Here is a 21,582-nt window from a genome sequence, read left to right on the forward strand (position 1 = left end):
TAGGAGGAATGAAAAGATGAGTGAGCCATATGTAGGTGAAATCAGATTATTTAGCTTTGGAAGGGTCCCAAGAGGATGGGCATTATGCGATGGTCGAGTTTTGCCAATTAATACAAACCAAGCCCTATATTCCATATTGGGAACAACTTATGGTGGCGATGGCAGAACGACATTTGCATTGCCTGATTTAAGGGGGAGAGTTCCCGTTCATGTAGGTAACGGTGTCTCACTAGGACAAAAGGCGGGAGAAGAGACACATGTATTAACTATAAACGAAATGCCAGCTCATACACATGCAGTCAACGGTAGCTCGGACAGTGCTACGGTGAAAGCGGCTGCGGGTAATGTATGGGGGGCATCCACTAATAATATCTATTCTGATAATCAACTGAATACTTATATGAACACACAAGCATTATCAACATCAGGAAGTTCACTGCCCCATCAAAATATGCAGCCTTACAGTGTGGCAAATTATTGTATGGCTCTAGTAGGAATTTATCCATCAAGAAATTAAGAAAAAAGGAGATGCAGGAAAATGTCAGAAGCCTATATTGGAGAAATCAGAATATTTGGCGGTAATTTCGCACCAAAAGATTGGGCTTTATGTAATGGTCAGCTCTTATCAATTACTTCCAATACAGCATTATTTGCCATTTTAGGTGCAAATTATGGAGGAGATGGAAGGACCACCTTTGCTTTACCGAATCTAAATGGTAGGGCAGCGCTTCATCAAGGAACAGGAGCTGGATTAACATCGAGGAGTGTTGGAGCATCAGGGGGTGAAGCTACTGTTACGCTATTAACAACTCAAATGCCTAGTCATCATCATATAGCTGCTTGTAACAATGTTCAAACTTCAAATAATGACCCAACTGGAGCAATATGGACAGAGCAACAGGGAAGAGGCTCTGTCCCTGTCTATGCGACACAAGTAAATACACAAATGAGTTTATTGGCAATAGATGTAGTGGGTGGGAATCAACCACATAATAATATGCAACCATATCTTGGGTTGAACTTTATCATTTGCTTAGCTGGAGAATGGCCTCCAAGGAGTTAAGAATGAATGAAATGAAGGATGTGAAACAATTATAAAGGAGTAGTGTAGAGAATGGGGAAAAAGATAATAGCCATAACCTTGTGTTTTATGTTAGTAGTTTATAGTCAATTGACAGTCATATTGTTTGTTGCCCCTTTAAAAGCAGAGGCGGCTAATTGTGGAACGTCTAATTATCCAACTTGTGTTCAAGATTTAACACAAGCAAATTGGCTAAGTGATACAACGAACGGATTTGAAGTGTCTGGCATTGTAGGGAATGATGGTATTCATTTATTCACGTATAGTAATGATGCACAATTTCCAGCTGGCTATTATTTTAATGCAGATGAATATTCAACACCAAAATCGATTAGAATTTCTGCAGGTGAAAGTTTTTCAGGTGGTGTCTTTGATTTAAAAACGTTAAAGATTAATACTATCAATTCACATGCCGAAAATGATGCCTTGTCTCTGACGATTCAAGGGTATGATGAAGTAGGAAATCCAAAAGGAAATCCAGTTATTTTTAAGACAATTGCCAAGCATGACCCTATTTATGATATACCTATTAATATTGAGGGTATTAACTCTTTTATCATTACTGCAAGTGTGCAATTTATCAATACTGTACAGGCGGGGTTGTGGGATTTAACGTTTACGGAATTTACGATAGATATACCAAATAATAACCCTCCCAATAACCCACCGACATCTAGTAATGGAACCGTAAATGTAAATGAGGGGCAAGTGTATACATTTGATAGTACTTCCTTCACTTTTAATGATGCAGATGCTGGAGATACTTTGAAACAGATTCAAATCTCTACAATTCCTAATAGCGGACAACTTTTTCTCGATAACAATAATAATCAGCAATTTGAGGCAGGGGAAGCTATTGCAAATGGTGAGACAATAAGTAAAGCTGACTTAGATGTAGGTAAATTCAAATATATGACGGAAAATGGCTCTTCTGCATCTTTTACATTTAAGGTAAGTGACGGTATTGACTATAGCACTGTCTATACAATGAATCTAGTCGTCAATGCACGTCCTTCCGTGACCATTCCAACAACTATATCTAGCCCAACAAATAGCAATCCAATTTCTATAACGATTGTTTTCAGTGAGCCAGTGACTGGTTTAGCGGCTGGAGATATAACTGTTACAAATGGAACTATTCTATCTATCACAGGAAGTGGTGCCACATATACTGCCCAAATATCACCAAGTGTGGATGGAGCAGTGAAAATTAAAATTCCTGAAAATGTAGTTGCTAATAGCAGTGGCGCATTGAATAAAGCATCTGCGGAATATCAAATAATCTATGATAGTACACCACCTACGAATATTGAACTCAGTAATACTACTATAGAAGAAAAGAAGCCCATTGGTACAACTGTTGGAACAATGACGGCAACAGACTCAGGAAGTGCACAAACTTTTACGTATTCACTGCAATCTGGGGATATAAGCTTCTTTACAATTGATGGAAATGTATTAAAGACAAATGCCCCGTTTGCCTATGATACGAAAAATAGTTATAAGATTACGATAAGAGTAACAGATGCTGCTGGTAATACGTTTGATAAGGAATTTACAATTCAGATTATTAAAAATCATGCCCCAACAGGCACTATTATGATTAATGGTGGAGCAGGCTATACAAATACTACTAATGTTACTTTAACAATGACTGCAAGTGATTTAGAAGGAGAAGCGATAGAAATGCGCTTGTCAAATGATGGTACTACTTGGTCCGGTTGGGAGCCGCGTTTATCTTCAAGAAATTGGACATTGTCACCTGGTGAAGGTAGTAAAACCGTTTATATGCAACTAAGGGATACTGGTGGCAATATATCGAATACATTATCAAATACAATTGTATTAGATACGACCCCTCCTACCATAACAGGAGTGACAAATAACGGTGTTTATAATACAGACGTAACAATTAGTTTCAGTGAAGGAACAGCGACATTAAATGGTGCTCTCTTTACAAGTGGAAGCATTGTAAGTACATCTGGAAATTATACTTTGGTAGCAACAGATAACGCAGGTAATACAACAACAGTTTCATTTGTGATTGATAAAACGATGCCACAAGCTGTAGAGGTGACGATTAAGTCGAATAATCATGATCCGACAAAGGCCAAGATAGGGGATACTATTACATTAACAATTAAGACAGATAAAAGTATTCAAGCACCTACAGTTAAGATTGCAGGAAAAGCCGCAACTGTCAATGGAGCTGCAACAAACTGGCAAGCAACATATATGGTAACAAATGGAGATATGGAGGGGACAACACCCTTTACCATAAATTTCAAAGATTTACTAGGCACTCCAGCAACAGAGGTCACTGATGTAACTGATGGAAGCTATGTCATAGTTGATAGTAGGAAGCCAACTGTTCAGCAGGTGACAATGGCATCTAATAATGCCAATCCATTAGTCGCGAAGGTAGATGATATTATCACAATAGATTTTGTGACAAGTGAGGATATTCAATCACCCAATGTAACGATTCTCGGACAAACAGCCATCATAACCGATAAAGGTGATGGAGATGCTAAAACTTGGCAAGCAAGCTATACACTGAAATCTGGGGACACAGAGGGACCAATTAGCTTTGCAATTGATTATCGGGATTTAATGGGGCATGAAGGCATACAAGTAACGGAGGTTTCTTCAGGATCAATTGTGATATTTGATAAAAAATCTCCAGAAGTAACAGCTTATTTCCCAATACATCAAGCAATGGATGTACAGTTTACAGAAAATCTCGTATTAACATTTAATGAAAAGGTTTTACCTGTAACGAATAGAAATATTGTCATTCGTAATAGTTCAGACAATCAAGTTGTTGAAACAATTGAAGTTACGCAAGCAAACGTCTCTATTATTAATGAATCCGTGACAATTAATCCTACATTAGAATTAACCCAAAATACAGCTTACAGTATTCAAATTGATGCAGGTGCCTTTACTGATTTAGCGGGTAATGTGTATGAAGGTATTACTGATAATACTACCTGGAATTTTACAACGGGCGCACTGCCAACATATACAGTTACGTATGACGGTAACGGAGCTGAAGGAGGTAAAGTGCCAATTGATTCGAAGCAGTATATTGCTCACGAATTAATTAAAGTTATAGGCAATACAGGTAATTTAATGAAAGTCGGCTATACATTAATAGGATGGAATACAAGGTCTGATGGAAAAGGTGTTACTTACAAAGAGGGGCAAACCATTCAAATGGGGAAAGTGAATTTGATGTTGTATGCTGTATGGACAAAAAACATTGTACCGGGAGATGGAGGATCGTCCACTCCAAGTCCAGCACCTGAACCAGGTCTGCCAAGTAATCAAGTAAAGGTGAATGTTGTAGATCCGAATAAGCCAAACGAGGTTCTTCTTCAAACAGTGTTAACACGTCTATATATCAACGGTGAGATACAAGATACGGTAGCGTTTTCAATTGCCAATGCACAAGAGTTTCTTCGGAAATTAGTGAAGCTGGAAGAAAAACAATCTCGAATTGTCATACCAAATATGGAACCATCTGCAAGTGAAACAAAGGTGATACTTGCTAAAGAGGCAGCTAAACTATTAGTAGAAGGAAAATCTAGCTTTGGGATAGATATGAGGAATGTTAAAATCGAAATTCCATATAATTCAATGTCAGATTTCAACGAGGATATTTATTTCCGAATTGTACCGATTAAGAGTACAATCTCACAGGAAGATATTGAAGAGCGTGAAAGGGCATTGGGATTAACAAAAGGTACGAAAGTGAAAGTTATCAGCCAACCATTAACAATTGAAACGAACTTGCAAAATCGTCAAGTGTCATTGCTACTACCACTGCCAAAGAACCTGACATCCGTGCAAGAAAGAAATATAAGGGTTTATGTAGAACATAGTAATGGTACATCGGAATTATTGTCTGGAAGATTGGTAGAATTCAATAAAGGGCAGACAGGTATCATTTTTGATGTACAGCATTTCTCTACTTTTTCTTTAGTACATTTAGAACAAAAAGAGCTAGAGAGAACATCCGTCCCTTACATCCAAGGCTATGAAGATGGTACTTTCCGTCCGAATGAAAGTGTTACACGTTCACAAATGGCCGCAATGTTGGCAAGAAGTTTGAGTAATAATAATGTACCAGAAGTAACTGGAACTTTTTATAGAGATACAGCTCATTCATGGGCTAAACATGATATTGAGTATATCCGTACACAAGGAATCATGGAGGGACGACAAGATCATTCTTTTGGCCCCAATGATGAAATAACAAGAGCTCAAATGGCAGTTATTGCTATGCGTTGGCTTAATAAGCAATGCTCAGAGGAGACGACTGCTACTCCTTATTGCAATCTAAAGATAGGTGATAAGAAATACCATGATGTAGCTTCTACGCATTGGGCTGCCCAGGCAATAGAGGCTATTAGTGAGATGGAGATCATGGTAGGTTCTGGAAATGGACAATTTAGCCCAGATGAAAAGCTAACACGTGCCCAAGCAGTAAAGGTATTAAATCGAATTTTTAATCGTCCAATACCAACTTTAGATTCAGAACCAATCTTCAAGGATATACCAAAAGAACATTGGGCCTTTTTTGAAATTCAAGCAGCTACAATGAAATAAAAACATAATGAACTTTTTAACGGATTTGGAATTGCATAACTTCCAAATCCGTTTCTTTATTATTGATTTTTTATAACTGATAAAAGACTCCATATTCGATTCATCTAATTCTAGTAACACTGCACGAATTAAAAGCACATTCCTTAATCGAGCTACAGCAGGAGATGACCCGAAAAAACAAGAGATAATCAATTTTAAAATATGTCAATGGAAGTTTTATTTTGAGACACCACTTTTTTCATAAAAATAGAGATTTTTTTCTTATCAATCTGTTTTCATTGCTTCATAGACTTTTTGATTCTTACTTAACTTTTAAAATTGTTTAGGAAAAATAATCTATTTTGTATTAGTATTGACAAATTAATGTATACATAATATCATTCAATTAGTGATAATGATTATCATTATCATAATTAATATGTCGAACACGCAGAATAATAAAAAGGGATATTTTCTAATATCCCTTTTTATATGCATAGTGTTGATAATGATTATCAATTGAAAGGGGGTTTTACTATCAAAAGGTTAATTTCAGTAATGTTAGTCGCATTTTTAACAATTTTCGTTACACCTAATTTAAATGCTTCTGCTGCGCTTGCAGATGGGAAATATACAATCAATTACCAAGTGAATAAACCAGATTCTTCATCTGCTTCGATGGCAAATGATTACTTTTTGAAGCCTGCAACAATTATTGTTCAGAATGGTACTTCAGTTGTACAAATGAAGATGAAAAAAAGTGCGTGGATAACGAAATTTCAATCAAGTACAGGCGGTAATAAAGTCGTCAGCGAAAATAAGGCAGAGGATACACGTATCGTCCAATTTGCATTACCTGCTTATACATCGAAAACTGCTGTTACGATGAAGGTGGACATTGATGACTTAAATTATCATCATGAATATACAGTAGATTTTGTATGGGATGCGGCATCATTGAAAAACGAAGATGGTAGTGCAGTAGCAGCTACAACAGTACAAAATAACTCTAACACGACTAAAAAAACAGATAATACTGGTAAAACAGATATTTCGTCAGTTAAAGAAAAAGAAGTAAATCCACAAACAAGTGATGCTTTTCCAATAGGTATACTTTTATTGTTCTGTGTCAGTGGATTTATCCTATTTAATTTTAAAAAACGCATGAAGGAAGAAATCCATTGAAATATTTCGGAAGCACCCTCATCTACTTCACTCAGGTAGGAGTAGGGTGCTTTTTAAAAGGAGTGAATGGACATGATAAAAGAAACAAAAGTAAATAGTAGAAAGTTACATATGGTGGTGCTATGTATTATTTTTGTCGTTCTTTCAGCATGTACTAATTCAATTAAGGAAAATGAAAATAAGGTAAAAGAAAAAAAGGATGAAAATAAGACAACTGTTCAAGATGAAAATCGAATTATTCCAACGACAGTTGCAGTTGCTCATATTTTAGATGCACTAAATTTAGATGCCGTCGCTATTCCTACGACGATATATGATTTACCTAAACGATATGAGGGTTTACCCGAGGTTGGTAGTCCGATGTCACCTGATATGGAAATTGTAAAATCCTTGAATCCAACAGAGGTTTTCTCAGTGACTACGTTGGAGGCAGATTTGAAAAAGACATTTGATGAAGTTGGTATTAATGCTTCATATGTGAATTTACAGAGTATTGATAGTATGAAAGCTGCTATTTTAGAAATTGGAGAAAAATATAAACGGACAGAAGAGGCCACGAAGCTAGTGACGGAGCTAGAAGGAAAGATTACAGCCATTTCAATGAAGGCAGAATTAAATGAATCACCAAAGGTGCTGATTTTATTAGGCATTCCAGGTAGCTATTTGGTGGCAACAGAAAATTCATATATTGGAGACTTAGTGAGATTGGCTGGAGGTCAAAATGTGATGAGCGGGCAAGAACCGGAATATTTACCGTCTAATACGGAATTTTTACAACAAAGCAATCCAGATATTATTATTCGTCTGGCACATGGTCTGCCTGAACAAGTTGTGGAAATGTTTAATGAGGAATTTACTACGAATGATATTTGGAAGCATTTTGACGCAGTAAAAAATGGACGTGTTTATGATTTAGATGAACCGTTATTTGGCACAACAGCAACGCTTGCAGTACCTCAAGCGCTAGAAGAATTAATTAACATTATGTATCCATAATGAGAAATGTAGAGGACTGAGATGAATAAAAAAATAAGTAGTTTTTTAGTTGTAAGTCTATTACTTTTAGTCGTTATTATATATTCAGCCATTACTGGCTCTATTAAAATGGATACGATGGAGTTTATTAGGGCTCTTTTTGGGGAAGAAAACTCAAATTACACAGTCATTAAAGATTTACGATTTCCACGGATTATTGTTGCTTTATTTGCAGGAGCATCATTATCCATTTCCGGCGTATTATTGCAGGCAGTTATGCGTAATCCATTAGCCGATGCAGGTGTAATTGGCATCTCAGCGGGAGCATCATTTGTACAATTATTAATCATTACATTATTTCCAATGATGTTTTTCTTTACGCCATTATTAGCTTTTTTTGGAGGAGCCTTTGCTTGCTTTTTAGTATTTATGTTGTCCTGGAAATCAGGATTAAATCCTTTGAAAATAATTTTAGTGGGTATTGCGATTAATGCGATGTTTACGGGTCTAACAGAAGCCTTTGTTACGCTATGTAGCTATATGAATGTGATGGTTGGCGGTGTAGGTGGCTCTAATTTATCGATGCGAACTTGGAGTGATGTACGTTTAATTTCATTTTACGGTTTGATTGGTTTACTAGCTGCTCTTCTAATAGCCTCTTGGTGCAATTTATTGGCTTTACAAGATAAAACGGCCAAGAGTCTAGGCTTTAATGTAACACGTGCACGACTATTTATTGCAGCGATAGCGGTATTACTAGCGGCTATTTCAACTGCTACAGCTGGTGTTATTGCATTTGTCGGTTTATTAGTACCGCATATTTCAAGAAGGTTAGTAGGATCAGATCATAAATGGTTAATACCATTCTCGGCATTAGCTGGTGCCCTGCTAATTTTAACTGCCGATACATTAGGTAGAATATTAGTTGCGCCACTGGAAATACCAGCATCCACAATCATGGCGATAATCGGTGGACCATTTTTAATCTTCTTAATTCGAAAAGATAAATAAAGAGAGGTGAGTGTATTGAACGTTTCTCAAATTAAACTATCTTATGATCAGAAGCAAAATCATTTAGATGGGGTTACGACAACTATTGAAAAGGGAAAAATCACGACGATTATTGGCCCGAATGGTTGTGGAAAAACAACATTATTAAGTGTTATTTCACGTAATAATATGCCGCAACAAGGATCAGTAACGTTAGAACAGAAGGATATAATGACATACAAGGCCAAGGAATTTGCGAAAAAACTAGCCATTGTTTATCAGCAAAATTCAGTGCCGCAAGATATCACGATTGAAAAACTAGTTGCTTATGGACGGGTACCCCATCAACAATTAATGAAAAGAAATGTTGAAGAAGATGAGGCGGCAGTCAATTGGGCACTGTCAGCAACAAATTTAACACAGAAACGTACATGTAAATTGGATGCATTATCGGGTGGTGAACGTCAACGTGTTTGGATTGCCATGGCACTTGCTCAAAAATCATCCATTCTTTGTTTAGATGAGCCAACAACATATTTAGATATTTTTTATCAAATAGAATTAATGGAGTTAGTGAAGAAATTGAACAAAGAACATGCTCTAACAATTGTGATGGTGTTGCATGATATTAATCAAGCAATAAAATATAGCGATCATATTATTTTGATGAAAGACGGTAAAATATTATGCGAAGGTGCACCTATAGAAACCGTAACAGCAGAACGGATGAAAGAAGTGTATGGTGTAGAAGTGATTATTCAAACGCATGAAAGTGTTGGTACATATATGATTCCATTAAGCATTTAGGAAAATTATATGAGACAGATTAGCAGCTTCTTAGAGTTAATGAAGGTAAATTTTTAATCCTTTTAAATTTACAGTAAATATTTCAATGACAGTATGTTATTTAGCATTATTTACACAAAATAAAATAAAAAACATATTTTAACTTTCTTGACAATAATAGTTTGTGAGTTATAATTGGTGAGAATGAGAATCATAATCAATTAAAAAGGTAGATTTACTCACTAACATCCATGTAATTAATAGATGTTTTTCTTTTAATTTTAATTGAGAATGGGAATCATTTGGGTTTGTGGTAGTACTAGTTAAATTGTTTATACAAAAGGAGGTAATAACGCTTAGGATAGGTTGAAATAATTAAAAAACTCAGGAGGTTAGAGTATTGAAGAAATTTTTACAATATGTAGCAATGATAGTGTTGATGTTAGGTGCAGTATTACCTGGCTTGGGAATGGAAGTAAAGGCGGAAGAGAATACCGGATCTAGCTGCGTAGCTGACTATTCGGCAAATATCAAAATGCTCAACGAACAGCAAACAGCAGATTCAATGATGAATAGCTATGTTCAAAAGGAAGCTACTGTTCAACAAAAAGATGGTCAATTTACAGTAGACATTACTGTGCCACAAGCATATACAGCGTGGTACCAGGATTTTAAAGTAGAATCTGGCGGAGAATTAAAAAAAGCTATTGAAAAAACAACAGACACTAATGGTAACGATATTTACACATTCGTAGTCGATCAATATGAGCAAACAATAAAGGCATGGGTTGATGTTTATATTCCAATGCTATCGTATGATCATGACTATATAGTGTATTTAAAAATTGCTGATGTTACGGAAGTTAATCGTGTATGTGATGAAGCAACAGAACAACCAGAAGATAACAAAGATGAAATTATTACAAAAAACGTTCCTTTCACATTTTTAACAAATAATAAAACATATGATACGTATTTTAAAAGTTATATTAATTATGCTGATTTAGCGACAATTGGTGAAGAAAAATATGCCTATATTAAACTAACAGGTCACACATATGCATTTACGACACTAAAAGTAGGCAGTGAAAACGGAGAAGACGTAAAAATCGTAAGCTCTGAAGGAGAAGGCAATTCATTAGTACGTGTTATAAAGGTAAAATTAGATGCTGATTTAAAGGCTACAGTGATTATGTCAGGTGACAAGTATCCAGCAACACCGTTTACGTTTGATTTTGCACCGATAAAAGAACAAATTGTATATTTACCTGAGCATTTCAACTCGAACAATCAAGTAATTGAGTTTGGACTGACACCTGTTAGCTCTGGTGCACCTGCTCATACAATAATCGCATCCCTTTTAGGACAAGCATATGCTACAAAAACAGCAGACAATAAAATTGCTGTAACAATTAATTTAGTTGTAAATGGTACAACGAAGGGCTTTTCTGTAAAACAAGGAAATAAAATGATTGCAGAATGGACAGCAGGGGACACGAAAAATGTCATTAAATTTACAGTAGATTCATTAGAAAATTTAGCATTCACGTCAACAACTGAGCGAAATGGGAATGCATCCACAATGAGTACGACAGTTGAAAAAGTACTATTAACGGGTGAGATTGCTAAGCAAGAGGAGAATAGTTCGGAAGGAAATACCAACGGCAGTGAATCAGGTTCTGGGGAGAACAATAATAATTCAAATACCGGTGGCAATAACAATTCTAACACTGAAAACAATGAACAATCAACTAATGGGCTGTATACAGTGAACTTTACGTTCTTAAATGAATCAGGTACGGGTAGCTCTATTATGAACACATATGTTGATAATCAAGCATATGTAGTGAAAAATGGCTCTTCCTATCAAGTTCAATTAACACTAAAAAATAGTTCATGGATTACTGGATTTACAGTGAATGGTGCAACACCTAGTACAATTAGCGATACAAATGATGTACGAGTAGTGCAATTTACAGTATCGAATTTAGCTACTCTTCAAAATGCGTGGGTAAAAGTCGATATTGCGGATCTTAACTATCATCATGACTATAATATTCTATTAAAATTTGAAGAAGCGTCACTTTCAAAGATTAATGATAGTACAACATTCCCAAGTACAGGTGGTTCAACTAATAGTGGTTCAACAAATGGTAGTTCAACTAATAGCGGAACAAATACAAGTACTACAGGGAACTTTAGTCAAGAGGGAGTAGTTAAATTTGAATTTGCAAACAATACAAAAGAGATAGCTGTCTTCCTACAAAAAGCAAAAACAGTATTTGAAAATAACAAATATAAAGTTATGCTTTCATTAAATATTGAAAATAACTTACAAAATTTTATTGTCAAACAAAACGGTAAAGAAATTGCAAAATGGTCGAATAAAGTAGCTTCATTAGTACCGATTGCAACTGCAAAAACAACAACACTTTCATTTGAAATTGCTACACTAGATAATCTTGTTTTTGAAGCAATAACGGCGGATAAGACGATTTCCACAAATGTATCAGCAACGACAACAAAGACAAATGAAAAGAATACTCGTCAGTCCATTACGTATAAAATGGTGGCTGATCCAAACGGTAATATGGCTGATTTTATTACAAACTATTTAGCACCATACTTCACGAAAGCTGAATTAGTAACACTTGACGGTAAACGTTATATTGAAATGACACTAATTGGTAAAGCTTATGGTTTTGAAACACTTGCTTATATTGATGAAAATGGTAAGCAACAAAAAATCGAAGTGATAAGTTCTACAGGCGAAAAAATGGATCAAGTACGTGTTGTACGTTTACCATTAATTCAAGATCGCAATGGCGTAACGAAAATATTTGTAGATTCAGGTAGTTTAGGTTATGGGGCGTACACATTATTCTTTACGTTTGATGTGCCAACTTTAGAGGAAGAAACAACAAACTCTAATAATACAGAGAAAACGGATAATATTAAAAATCCTTTTACAGATATTGGTAATATATTCAGCAAAGATGAAATTTTAGCTTTATACGCTGCTGGAATTTCAACAGGTACAACAGCTACAACATTTAGTCCAAATAAAAATATAACTCGTGCACAATTTGCAGTAATGGTCGCTCGAGCTTTAAATATTCAATCTGCTAAAGCAACCGCGTTTAAAGATGTTAAAGGTCAGTGGTTTGAAAATGAAGTACAAGCACTTGCAGAGGTAGGTATTGTAACAGGTGTAAATGCCACAACATTTAACCCAACAGCAAATATTACACGTCAGCAAGCAGCGGCAATGATTTTACGCATGCTTGAATATAAAGGCTATAAAGTAACGGTTGATAAAAATGCCTTATCCTACAAAGATGCTAATCAAGTAGTTGACTACTCAAAGCAAGCCGTATCGGAATTACAGGCACTAGACATTATGACAGGGTCTAATGGCTATTTAAATCCAGAAAGTAATTTAACACGTGCTCAAATGGCGAAGGTTTTAAAACGATCACTAGAATTAGTCAATTTAATTGATTAATAATTAAAGCAAGATACTATTACTATCCCATAAACTCCTCTAACAGTTGGATGAGGTGACTATATCATGTGCTTCTATGAGGTTTTCAGCTTGAGCTATTGCCGAAGGGGGTCGCCTCATCCAATAAAAAAATGCAATTCAAGTAGAAATTGAATTGCATTTTTTAAACATTTATACATCCGATTTTTTTTGTTTGCCTAAAACAAGCATTTACTTTTCTAGGCTAATCTTATAGTGAAGACATGCGAATGTTAAGGGAAGCGTTCTAAACATAAAATTTGGCCAATATTAACTGCAAAAGTAGAAATACGGTGATTTATTTTGAAAATAGTTCATAAAAACTGTTGTCTTAGAAGAAGGATCCACAATAAATTATTGTGGAGGTTTTATAAAATAATTTAAAAAACGTTCTTAAACGATGCGAGTTTGAAATGCCAGGCTGTAAACTCGATGAAAAACGTCTAAGAACGTATAGTTATTATTCTTGTATTTTTACTGATATGTGTAATGTTAATCTTACAGATGGAAGAGGGAGCTGGCACATCTTTATCCTTTTAAGAAATCCTTGTACAGAAATTGCTGCTACTTTACTAAAGTTGCAGCAATTTCTGAAATAACAACCCGGTTACCCATTATTGGGGAAGACTCATTGTTTTCTTTGTTACCAATCTCTTCACGACGGTGTAAATTTTTAAAGTCATCTGATTCGCGCCATGCTTTGAATTGCTCGACTGTATCCCAGAACATCATAACGTTCATTTCATCGTGATCTTCTGGTTCAGAGCAAACGTTCACTTCAACTTTATTAAACCCTTCCCAGTTCAATAAATTTTTATCAGATATAAATAATGGTGCCATTTTATGAGCAAAACCTTTTTTTACTAAAAAACGGTTAGTTACTGTAATCATCTATTATATTGACCCCTTTATGACGTTTTTAATTGATATTGATTTTCATTATCAATTAAAACATACATTAATTGGCTATGCAATAAAAAATTTTAAAAAATAACATTAAAAACGTTTGTTGACAATTATTTTTATTTCAAATAGAATCATAAACAACTATATGAGAATGATTATCAATTTCAATTTGGTTTTTTTAAAAAAAGAAAGGGTTGGTAGTTACCATGAAGAAGTTTAAATTTCTATTAGTAGGTGCGTTAGCATTAGTATTAACAGCATGTGGAGAGGAAAGTAAACCAGCAGATGTGGGTGCTTCAACAGATAAAATAGAAATGGAACAACAAGTTGAAACAGGGGGGGCGGTAACATTAATAGATGACCTTGGAAATAAGCATGAATTTGAAGCAATACCGAGTTCAGTTGCTACATTAAATCCAGGAATGATGAATATTTTGCTTGCATTAGGTGCAAACGTTACTGGTCGACCAACGATTACATCTGATATGAAGGCAGAAGTAAAAGCTATTCAAGAGATAGGTAACCCACATGAACCATCATTTGAGCAAATTGCTGCATTGAATGCGGAAATACTTATTGTGCCACTTAGCTTCCAGCAGTTCGCTAAAACGGTAGAAGCTACAGGTACGAAAATTGTGTACTCAAATATGAATTCAGTAGATGATATAAAAAAGACGATTACAAAATATGGAGCATTATTTAATAACACAGCAAAAGCGGAGAAGTTAGTTGGACAAATTGATGAGGAAATTGCAAAAGGCTCAACAAAATCAACGTTAGATGCTCTCATTGTTTACGGTGCACCAGGTACATATTTAGCCGCGCTTGATAATTCACTATACGGAGATATTTTAAATAAGGCAGGTGGTAAAAATATAGCAGCTGATTTACCAGCGACAGATAAGTTTCCAACATACGCAACATTAAGTGTTGAGAAAATTGTTGAACGTAACCCAAAAATAATTATGCTAATTACGCACGCCAATCCAGCAACAGTAAAAGAAGGTTTTGAAAAACAATTGAAAGAAAATGCAGCGTGGAAAAACTTAGATGCAGTAAAGAATAAACAGATTATTATTTTACCAGCAGAATTGTTTGATAATCCTGGTACACAAGTTGTAGAAGCTATTGACTATATGCGCGGGCTTTTAAAGACAGCTGAAGAAGCAGTTAAATAATTTTATTGTGGGGAAATAACGATGATAGCAGAAGCGGAAAAATATGCACACCCACTTGCTAAAAAACGAAAAATAGCGCTAATTGTGTTACCTATACTATTAATCATTGTGAGTATTGGCAGCCTTATGATAGGACAAGTTTCGTTTTCAGTAAGTGAAGTGTTTAATGGAATTTTTAGTTCAGAAGATACTATGGCACGACGAATTGTTTGGGAAATCCGAATGCCCCGTATACTAACGGGTATGATTATTGGTGTTTGCTTGGCTATTGCGGGTTCGATTTTACAAGGAGTCATGCAAAATCCATTAGCCGATCCAGGAGTTATTGGAATTACTTCTGGCGCTGGAATGATGGCTGTAGCGGTTATGGTTGTATTTCCTGGCTATATTATTTACTTACCTATAGCAGCTTTTTTAGGTGCTTTTGTAGCGGCAATGATTGTGTATTCATTATCGGTGAAAAAAGGTGGCACATCCCCAATGCGAATTATTTTAGTTGGGGTAGCCATCAATGCACTTTGTGGTGCAGGAACAAATGCATTAATGATTCTTTATAGTGATCGTGTACAATCTGTATTGCCGTGGTTGTCAGGCGGTTTAACGGGTGTTGGTTGGATGCAATTAGAGATGATTGTCTACTATGTCCTTGTAGCTATTATATTATCAATTTATGCGATTAAACATATTCGTATAATGCGTCTAGGCGATGAAATGGCAAGTCTTTTAGGACACAATGTTGAACGCAGTCGATTTTTTTTAATTGTATTAAGTACGTTACTAGCAGGGATTGCAGTAAGTGTTGCTGGTTTAATTGGTTTTGTAGGTTTGGTAGTACCACATATTTTACGATTAATTATCGGTGGAGATCATAAGTATTTAATACCTACTTCTGCATTGGCTGGTGGCTTACTTGTTGTTTTCGCAGATACAATTGCGAGAACTGTATTTGATCCTATTGAATTTCCTGTTGGCATTTTACTAGCATTTATCGGAGGGCCATATTTCCTGTATTTAATTCATAGAAAGGGGAATTCCATTGCTACGAACTGAGCATATCAATTACCAACATGAGTTCACCAACTTCCAGTTAGATGATATTTCCTTGACAATCAATGAAGGAGAAGTTGTTAGTTTAATAGGACCAAATGGCTCGGGAAAATCAACTTTATTACGTGTAATTTCACGTCTTTTAAAGCCGAATAGTGGGGCAGTATATTTAGATGAGCGGAATATTCATGAAATGAAGTCTAAAGAAGTGGCTAAAACATTAACGATGCTCCCACAAATGAATAATCATCAATTAGATTTAACGGTGCGTGAGTTAGTTGAATTTGGGCGTCATCCGCATAGTGGAGGGAAAACGTCGCTGTCAAAAGAGGATATAAAAATTGTCGATTGGGCAATTGATGTAACTGGATTGAATCACATGCAAAATCGGGTACTACCTTCGATGTCTGGAGGAGAACGCCAACGTGCTTGGATTGCAATGACTGTAGCACAGCATCCCAAAGTTTTGCTATTAGATGAACCAACAACATATCTAGATATTGCTCATCAATTAGAAGTGATGGAGCTTGTAAAAGAGTTAAATCATAAATACAATATGACCGTTATCATGGTGTTGCATGATATTAACCAAGCCGCACAAAATAGCCAACGTCTAATTGTATTAAAAAATGGGAAAATTCATTATGATGATTCACCCCATTGTGTAATATGTAAAGAAATGTTTCAATCCATTTTTGAAATTGATGCTGAAATTTATATGCAGCATGGAAATCCTGTCTTTACCCCAGTAAAATTGTGTTCAAGTTCTTGTAAATGAACGTATTTTTTCTATGGTCACAAGATGCTTCTGTTAGAAATAGTAATTTGAAATTTATGAAGCATCTGTAGCACATATAAAATTAACTTATTCCATTGAAGTAAAGGAGTTTATAAAAATGATTGGTATAATTTATTACGCTTATGGCGCACCAAAATCTTTAGACGATGTTACACCTTATTTTTCACATATTATGAATGGTAAAACGCCACCACCTCATGTGATTGAAAATATTACAGCGCAATTTAAAAAATTAGGTGGTGTTGATCCGTTAGCAGCCAATACGAGCCGTATTGCTAAAGGGCTGGAACATGCTTTACAGCAACGCTTAGCCCAGCCTGTAAAAGTATATAATGCTTACAAACATACAGAACCTTACATTCCAGATGTTGTTAACACGATGCTTGAAGATGGTATCTCAACTTTTATTACGCTACCTGTAAATCCGATTATGTCTTCAGGTGCTGCTGCGTTTCATGATGAAGTAAGTGCATTGCTAGCTTCTCATGATGTTACTATTATAAGTGGTCAAAATTGGCATTTAAATACAGAATTACTTGCTGTTTATAAAGATCGTGTTCATCGTGCCTATGAATGGATTCCCACTGAAAAACGAGTGCACACTCATGTTTTATATACCGTGCATAGTCAGCCGATTAATCCTGAACGAAATGAACTGTATGTACGCCAATTCTCCGAATTAGCAGAGGCCATCTCAAAAGCTGCTCAAATTGATAACTGGCATATTACCTATCGAAGTAGTCATGGCAAAGGTGACTGGCTTGCTCCAGATGTAAAGGAAAAGATTAAAACATTACATGCAGAAGGTGCTCAAGGTTTTGTCACATGTGAACTCCTTTCACTTTCTGCGGATATTGAATCCTATTTTGAAATCGGAAGTGAATGTCAAAAAATTTGTGAAGAACTTCAAGTTGATTTTGCCCAAGCGGAATTTCCAGGTGACAGCTACGATACCATTCAAGCATTAGCTACCATTGTTGAATCATTTATTCCAGCGGCACAATAATAAAGGCTCAATTATTTACAACACCGAAGCGCTCCCACGGATGTAGTGGTTTAGCCAAGGCGACAACATACCTTAGTTTAATGGAGTTTCTTGTATTATAACGCCAAATTTTATGACTATAATGTAACTGACGAACAACTAAAAGACGCTTTAAATCCACCGTCTGAAGCAGCAAAATATTAGTGAAGATGAAGTTACTCACTGGAGCAAAATTGCTGGTCGTCAAACTGCTTTAAAGGATGAACATTGTGTAATAGTCGTTCGCCCTGTCATTATAAATAAGAAGATATAGCCATCTGATACCGATATTGAATTGGTGTCAGATGGCTTTATTGTTTTAAAATTAGAAAAGCAGCGGATACAGTTTAAGCACACTTCTATTACTGTTCCTTGCTCCGTTTTTAAATAATATTGCTAAAAAATGCGAGATAGTTAGTTGATGATAGAAAATAGCTTTTAAATATTTTTGTGAATAAAGTTTAGGGGACTGGGGCTAATATTCATTTAATCGATTTAGACAAAATAATTTTAGCAATCAACTAATTATTAACCTAGAATTTAACACTGATAGAGCTTTAATTTTGTTCAGCTATTATATTAAGAAAGTAATAAAACAAATGTAAATGAAAAAGAACTGATTACATATAATCCCTTTAAGTAGGTGAACTTTATGCCTATTCTATCTATTTTTCTATATTATAGAAATTTTCTATGAAAAGATTACCTATATAACCAATCTAGTAGTAAAATTACCTTATTTTTAGCGTTTATTTATTGGTAATCTAGTTATATTATTGTCTTGTAAAGCAAATTACAGTTTGATTGGGATATTTAATCTTGGTAAATTTAGAAGTTTGCTTTCCCTATAATTGGTTGTAATTATTATTTGCGAGAACAATTTATACATATTTTAACAATTGAATAGCGCGATAATATTGTTCTCACAGAATAATATAATTTATTAGAATTCTGGAGGAATATACTATGAAGAAACAAAACAAAGGTCGTAAATTTTTCGCAACTACTGCAACAGCAGCACTTGTAGCATCAGCAATCGTACCAGTAGCATCGGCTGCCGAATTTAATGATGCAGATAGCATTTCATCTTGGGCAAAAGAAGCTGTACAATTTTTAACTGACAAAGGCTACATCCAAGGTGATGAAAAAGGGAACTTCAACCCAGCTGGTACGCTTACTCGTGCAGAAGCTGCTGAAATTTTATCAAAAGCTTTAGATTTAAAAGCTACAGGAACAGAAGATTTTTCAGATGTTGATGAAAATGACTGGTTCTATAATGCAGTACTTGCAACTTCACCAGAATTATTTGATGGTATGGGTAATGGCAGATTTGAACCTAAAGCTCAATTAACAAGAGAACAAGCTGCGAAAGTTATCGTACAAGGCTACCAATTAACAGGTAAAGCAGACCTTAGCCAATTCGCAGATGCTTCGAAGGCTTCTAAATGGGCTGTATCTTACTTAGAAACGGCTGTTGACAACGGCGTAATCAATGGTAAAGGTTCATTATTAGCACCACAAGATAAAATCAGCCGTGAAGAATTCGCTACTATGGTAAAACGTACAATTGATGCAACTGTGAAAGAGGTAACACCAGCTGTAGCATCTGTAAAAGGGTTAAATGCAAAAGAGCTTGAAGTAAAATTCAACACAGCTGTTGATGCAAAAGATGCGGCAATCACAACGAAGTATGCTATTGAAGGCGTAGCTATCACAAGTGCAGTAGTGGCTGAAGACGGCATGTCTGTTACTTTAACGACTGATAAGGAGTTAAAATTAACTAACGGAAAAGTGACTGTAAAACCAGTCAAAACAAAAGCAGATGCTAAAGTTTTAACTGAAGAATTTAACAATTTATTAACTTTTGCAGATACAACACCTGTTAGTGTGAATACTGTAGAAGCAAAAGGTACTACAGCAGTGATCACTTTCGATGAGCTTGTACAAAATGAAGGAACAGTAAGCTTAAATGGTACTGAACTGTCAAAAGATCGCTATACTTTATCTGGTAAAAAATTAACAATTACTGGATTGACAGCTGAGCAAACTTATAAAGTAGATATTGTTGGTGCCACTGATTTCGCGAATAATATCGCGAATCCTATCGCTGTGAACTTCACAGTTGCTAAAGCAGATGTAGATAATTCAAAACCAACTGTTTCAACAGCTGTAAACGGTACAGAAATTACGTTTGATTTCTCAGAAGAATTAATGAAACAAAAATTTGTTGTAGATGCTGATGCTTCAGTTGAAGGGTATGCGAAAGTAACTGTAGGATCAACTGTTTTCTACTTAAAAGATGCTGATTTGAAAGATGTAGCTGATAAAACTGTATTCACGATTGATGCGAAAGCAGTGTTAGGTTCATCAACATTTATTAATACAAATATTAAAGTAGAAGGACAAAAAGATGTAGCTGGAAATGCTGGAGACGCATTTGAGTTCAATGCTATTCTAACTAAGGATACAACGCCTGCTACACTTGTCTCTGCTTCTACAAAAATGTTAGTAGCTGATGATGTGAAGGTAACTACAGATGTAGATGCTTTATACCTTACTTTTAGTGAGCCTGTCAAAGTAGATGGTATTTTAACAATTAAAACTCAGAACGGTATTGCTTACACTGCTGGAAAAGAAATAGCGGTAAAAGACGTTAAAGGTACTGGTTACGATGTAGATGGTAATGGCAAAATTGAGGGTGCAGAGAAAAACACAGTTAAAGTTGACATTGATTTAGATAGCAATTCAACATACACATTTGAATTATCTGCTGGAGCAGTGAAAGATTTATCTAAAAACGTGACTGCAGAGACGATTACATTTAATGTTACAACTGGAACGTTCGAAGCTACACCTGAAACGCCTACAGATTCATTAGTATTTGGAGCTACACCAGTTGTTGTAATAAATAACAATGTATTCACTGTTGAATATGCTACAGATGTGACTGCTACAGCAACAAATGCTGCTAACTACACACTTGGCGGAAAAGAGCTACCTGCTGGAACTCAACTTCAATTTGTAGATGGTACTAAAAAAGTACGATTCACTTTACCTGAAGGTTCTATTACTGCTAATGGTAATTATGTACTTGAAGCTAAAAATGTAGTTGATACAAAAGGAAATACACTTAAAAATGGGAAAGCTACAACTCAAGTAACACTGAAAGAAAATATTGTCCCTGTAGCTTCTCAAGTAACAGTAGTAGATAATAAAACATTTATCGTAGACTTCTCTGAAAGTATTGTAAATGAAGCTACACCAACAGGTTTAACAGTGAAAATTGCTGGCTCTACTGTGAAAATTACTGCTGCTGTTGTAGAAAACGGTAAACTTAAAGTGACAACTAAAGATCAATATGCTTTAACAGATAGCATTGTAGTAGAATTCAAATCAACTAACTTAGCTGATGTGAATAACAATAAAGTAAAAGACGGTTCTATTTCAAAATAATTCAACCTGTCAATTATAAGAAGCCCTGTAGAGATATCTCTA

14 protein-coding genes are annotated in these 21,582 nt (G+C 35.4%); 13 read left to right on the forward strand and 1 reads right to left on the reverse strand.

What is annotated here, in order from left to right:
- Positions 1-16: 16 nt before the first annotated feature.
- The 8 genes from NST76_RS06770 (at position 17) to NST76_RS06805 (ending at position 13,115) form a co-directional block, all read left to right on the forward strand.
- Positions 17-517, forward strand: coding sequence for a tail fiber protein (locus NST76_RS06770; protein ID WP_058843341.1), 501 nt, complete (start codon positions 17-19; stop codon positions 515-517).
- A gap of 21 nt (positions 518-538) precedes the next feature.
- Positions 539-1,063 (forward strand): tail fiber protein, encoded by a 525-nt coding sequence (locus NST76_RS06775; RefSeq protein ID WP_058843342.1) that lies wholly within the window; start codon positions 539-541, stop codon positions 1,061-1,063.
- 51 nt (positions 1,064-1,114) lie between these two features.
- A complete protein-coding gene (locus NST76_RS06780; protein ID WP_342544832.1) occupies positions 1,115-5,695 on the forward strand; it encodes an S-layer homology domain-containing protein in 4,581 nt (1,526 codons plus the stop codon).
- A gap of 471 nt (positions 5,696-6,166) precedes the next feature.
- The gene (gene isdC, locus NST76_RS06785) at positions 6,167-6,859 is read left to right on the forward strand and encodes a heme uptake protein IsdC (protein ID WP_082673684.1); all 693 of its coding nucleotides are present in this window, start codon (positions 6,167-6,169) and stop codon (positions 6,857-6,859) included.
- A gap of 72 nt (positions 6,860-6,931) precedes the next feature.
- The gene (gene isdE, locus NST76_RS06790; protein ID WP_330493514.1) at positions 6,932-7,855 is read left to right on the forward strand and encodes a heme ABC transporter substrate-binding protein IsdE; all 924 of its coding nucleotides are present in this window, start codon (positions 6,932-6,934) and stop codon (positions 7,853-7,855) included.
- A gap of 21 nt (positions 7,856-7,876) precedes the next feature.
- Complete coding sequence (locus NST76_RS06795; RefSeq protein WP_036127110.1) at positions 7,877-8,845, forward strand: iron ABC transporter permease; 969 nt, start codon at positions 7,877-7,879, stop codon at positions 8,843-8,845.
- A gap of 15 nt (positions 8,846-8,860) precedes the next feature.
- Positions 8,861-9,631 carry an ABC transporter ATP-binding protein gene (locus tag NST76_RS06800; protein ID WP_058843346.1) on the forward strand — a complete coding sequence of 257 codons (771 nt, stop codon included), beginning with the start codon at positions 8,861-8,863 and terminating at the stop codon, positions 9,629-9,631.
- A 379-nt stretch (positions 9,632-10,010) separates the two neighbouring features.
- Positions 10,011-13,115 (forward strand): NEAT domain-containing protein, encoded by a 3,105-nt coding sequence (locus tag NST76_RS06805; protein ID WP_342544835.1) that lies wholly within the window; start codon positions 10,011-10,013, stop codon positions 13,113-13,115.
- A 582-nt stretch (positions 13,116-13,697) separates the two neighbouring features.
- Here the strand turns inward: NST76_RS06805 and NST76_RS06810 are convergent.
- On the reverse strand, positions 13,698-14,024 hold the full coding sequence (locus NST76_RS06810; protein ID WP_036127104.1) for an antibiotic biosynthesis monooxygenase: 327 nt from the start codon (positions 14,022-14,024) through the stop codon (positions 13,698-13,700).
- Between the two features lie 221 nt (positions 14,025-14,245).
- On the opposite strand from NST76_RS06810, the gene NST76_RS06815 reads away from it, so the two are divergent.
- The 5 genes from NST76_RS06815 to NST76_RS06835 all read left to right on the forward strand — a co-directional run bounded on the left by NST76_RS06815 (position 14,246) and on the right by NST76_RS06835 (position 21,540).
- Positions 14,246-15,217 carry an ABC transporter substrate-binding protein gene (locus tag NST76_RS06815; protein WP_340810181.1) on the forward strand — a complete coding sequence of 324 codons (972 nt, stop codon included), beginning with the start codon at positions 14,246-14,248 and terminating at the stop codon, positions 15,215-15,217.
- A 21-nt stretch (positions 15,218-15,238) separates the two neighbouring features.
- The gene (locus tag NST76_RS06820; RefSeq protein ID WP_036127100.1) at positions 15,239-16,267 is read left to right on the forward strand and encodes an iron ABC transporter permease; all 1,029 of its coding nucleotides are present in this window, start codon (positions 15,239-15,241) and stop codon (positions 16,265-16,267) included.
- A gap of 4 nt (positions 16,268-16,271) precedes the next feature.
- On the forward strand, positions 16,272-17,042 hold the full coding sequence (locus tag NST76_RS06825) for an ABC transporter ATP-binding protein (protein WP_271913550.1): 771 nt from the start codon (positions 16,272-16,274) through the stop codon (positions 17,040-17,042).
- Between the two features lie 118 nt (positions 17,043-17,160).
- Positions 17,161-18,069, forward strand: coding sequence for a ferrochelatase (locus tag NST76_RS06830; protein ID WP_271912685.1), 909 nt, complete (start codon positions 17,161-17,163; stop codon positions 18,067-18,069).
- A gap of 984 nt (positions 18,070-19,053) precedes the next feature.
- Positions 19,054-21,540 carry an S-layer homology domain-containing protein gene (locus NST76_RS06835; RefSeq protein WP_342544836.1) on the forward strand — a complete coding sequence of 829 codons (2,487 nt, stop codon included), beginning with the start codon at positions 19,054-19,056 and terminating at the stop codon, positions 21,538-21,540.
- The last annotated feature ends 42 nt before the right edge of the window (positions 21,541-21,582 follow it).

Origin of the sequence: Lysinibacillus sp. FSL W7-1291, from assembly GCF_038593415.1 — a bacterium.
Lineage (GTDB): Bacteria > Bacillota > Bacilli > Bacillales_A > Planococcaceae > Lysinibacillus > Lysinibacillus fusiformis_D.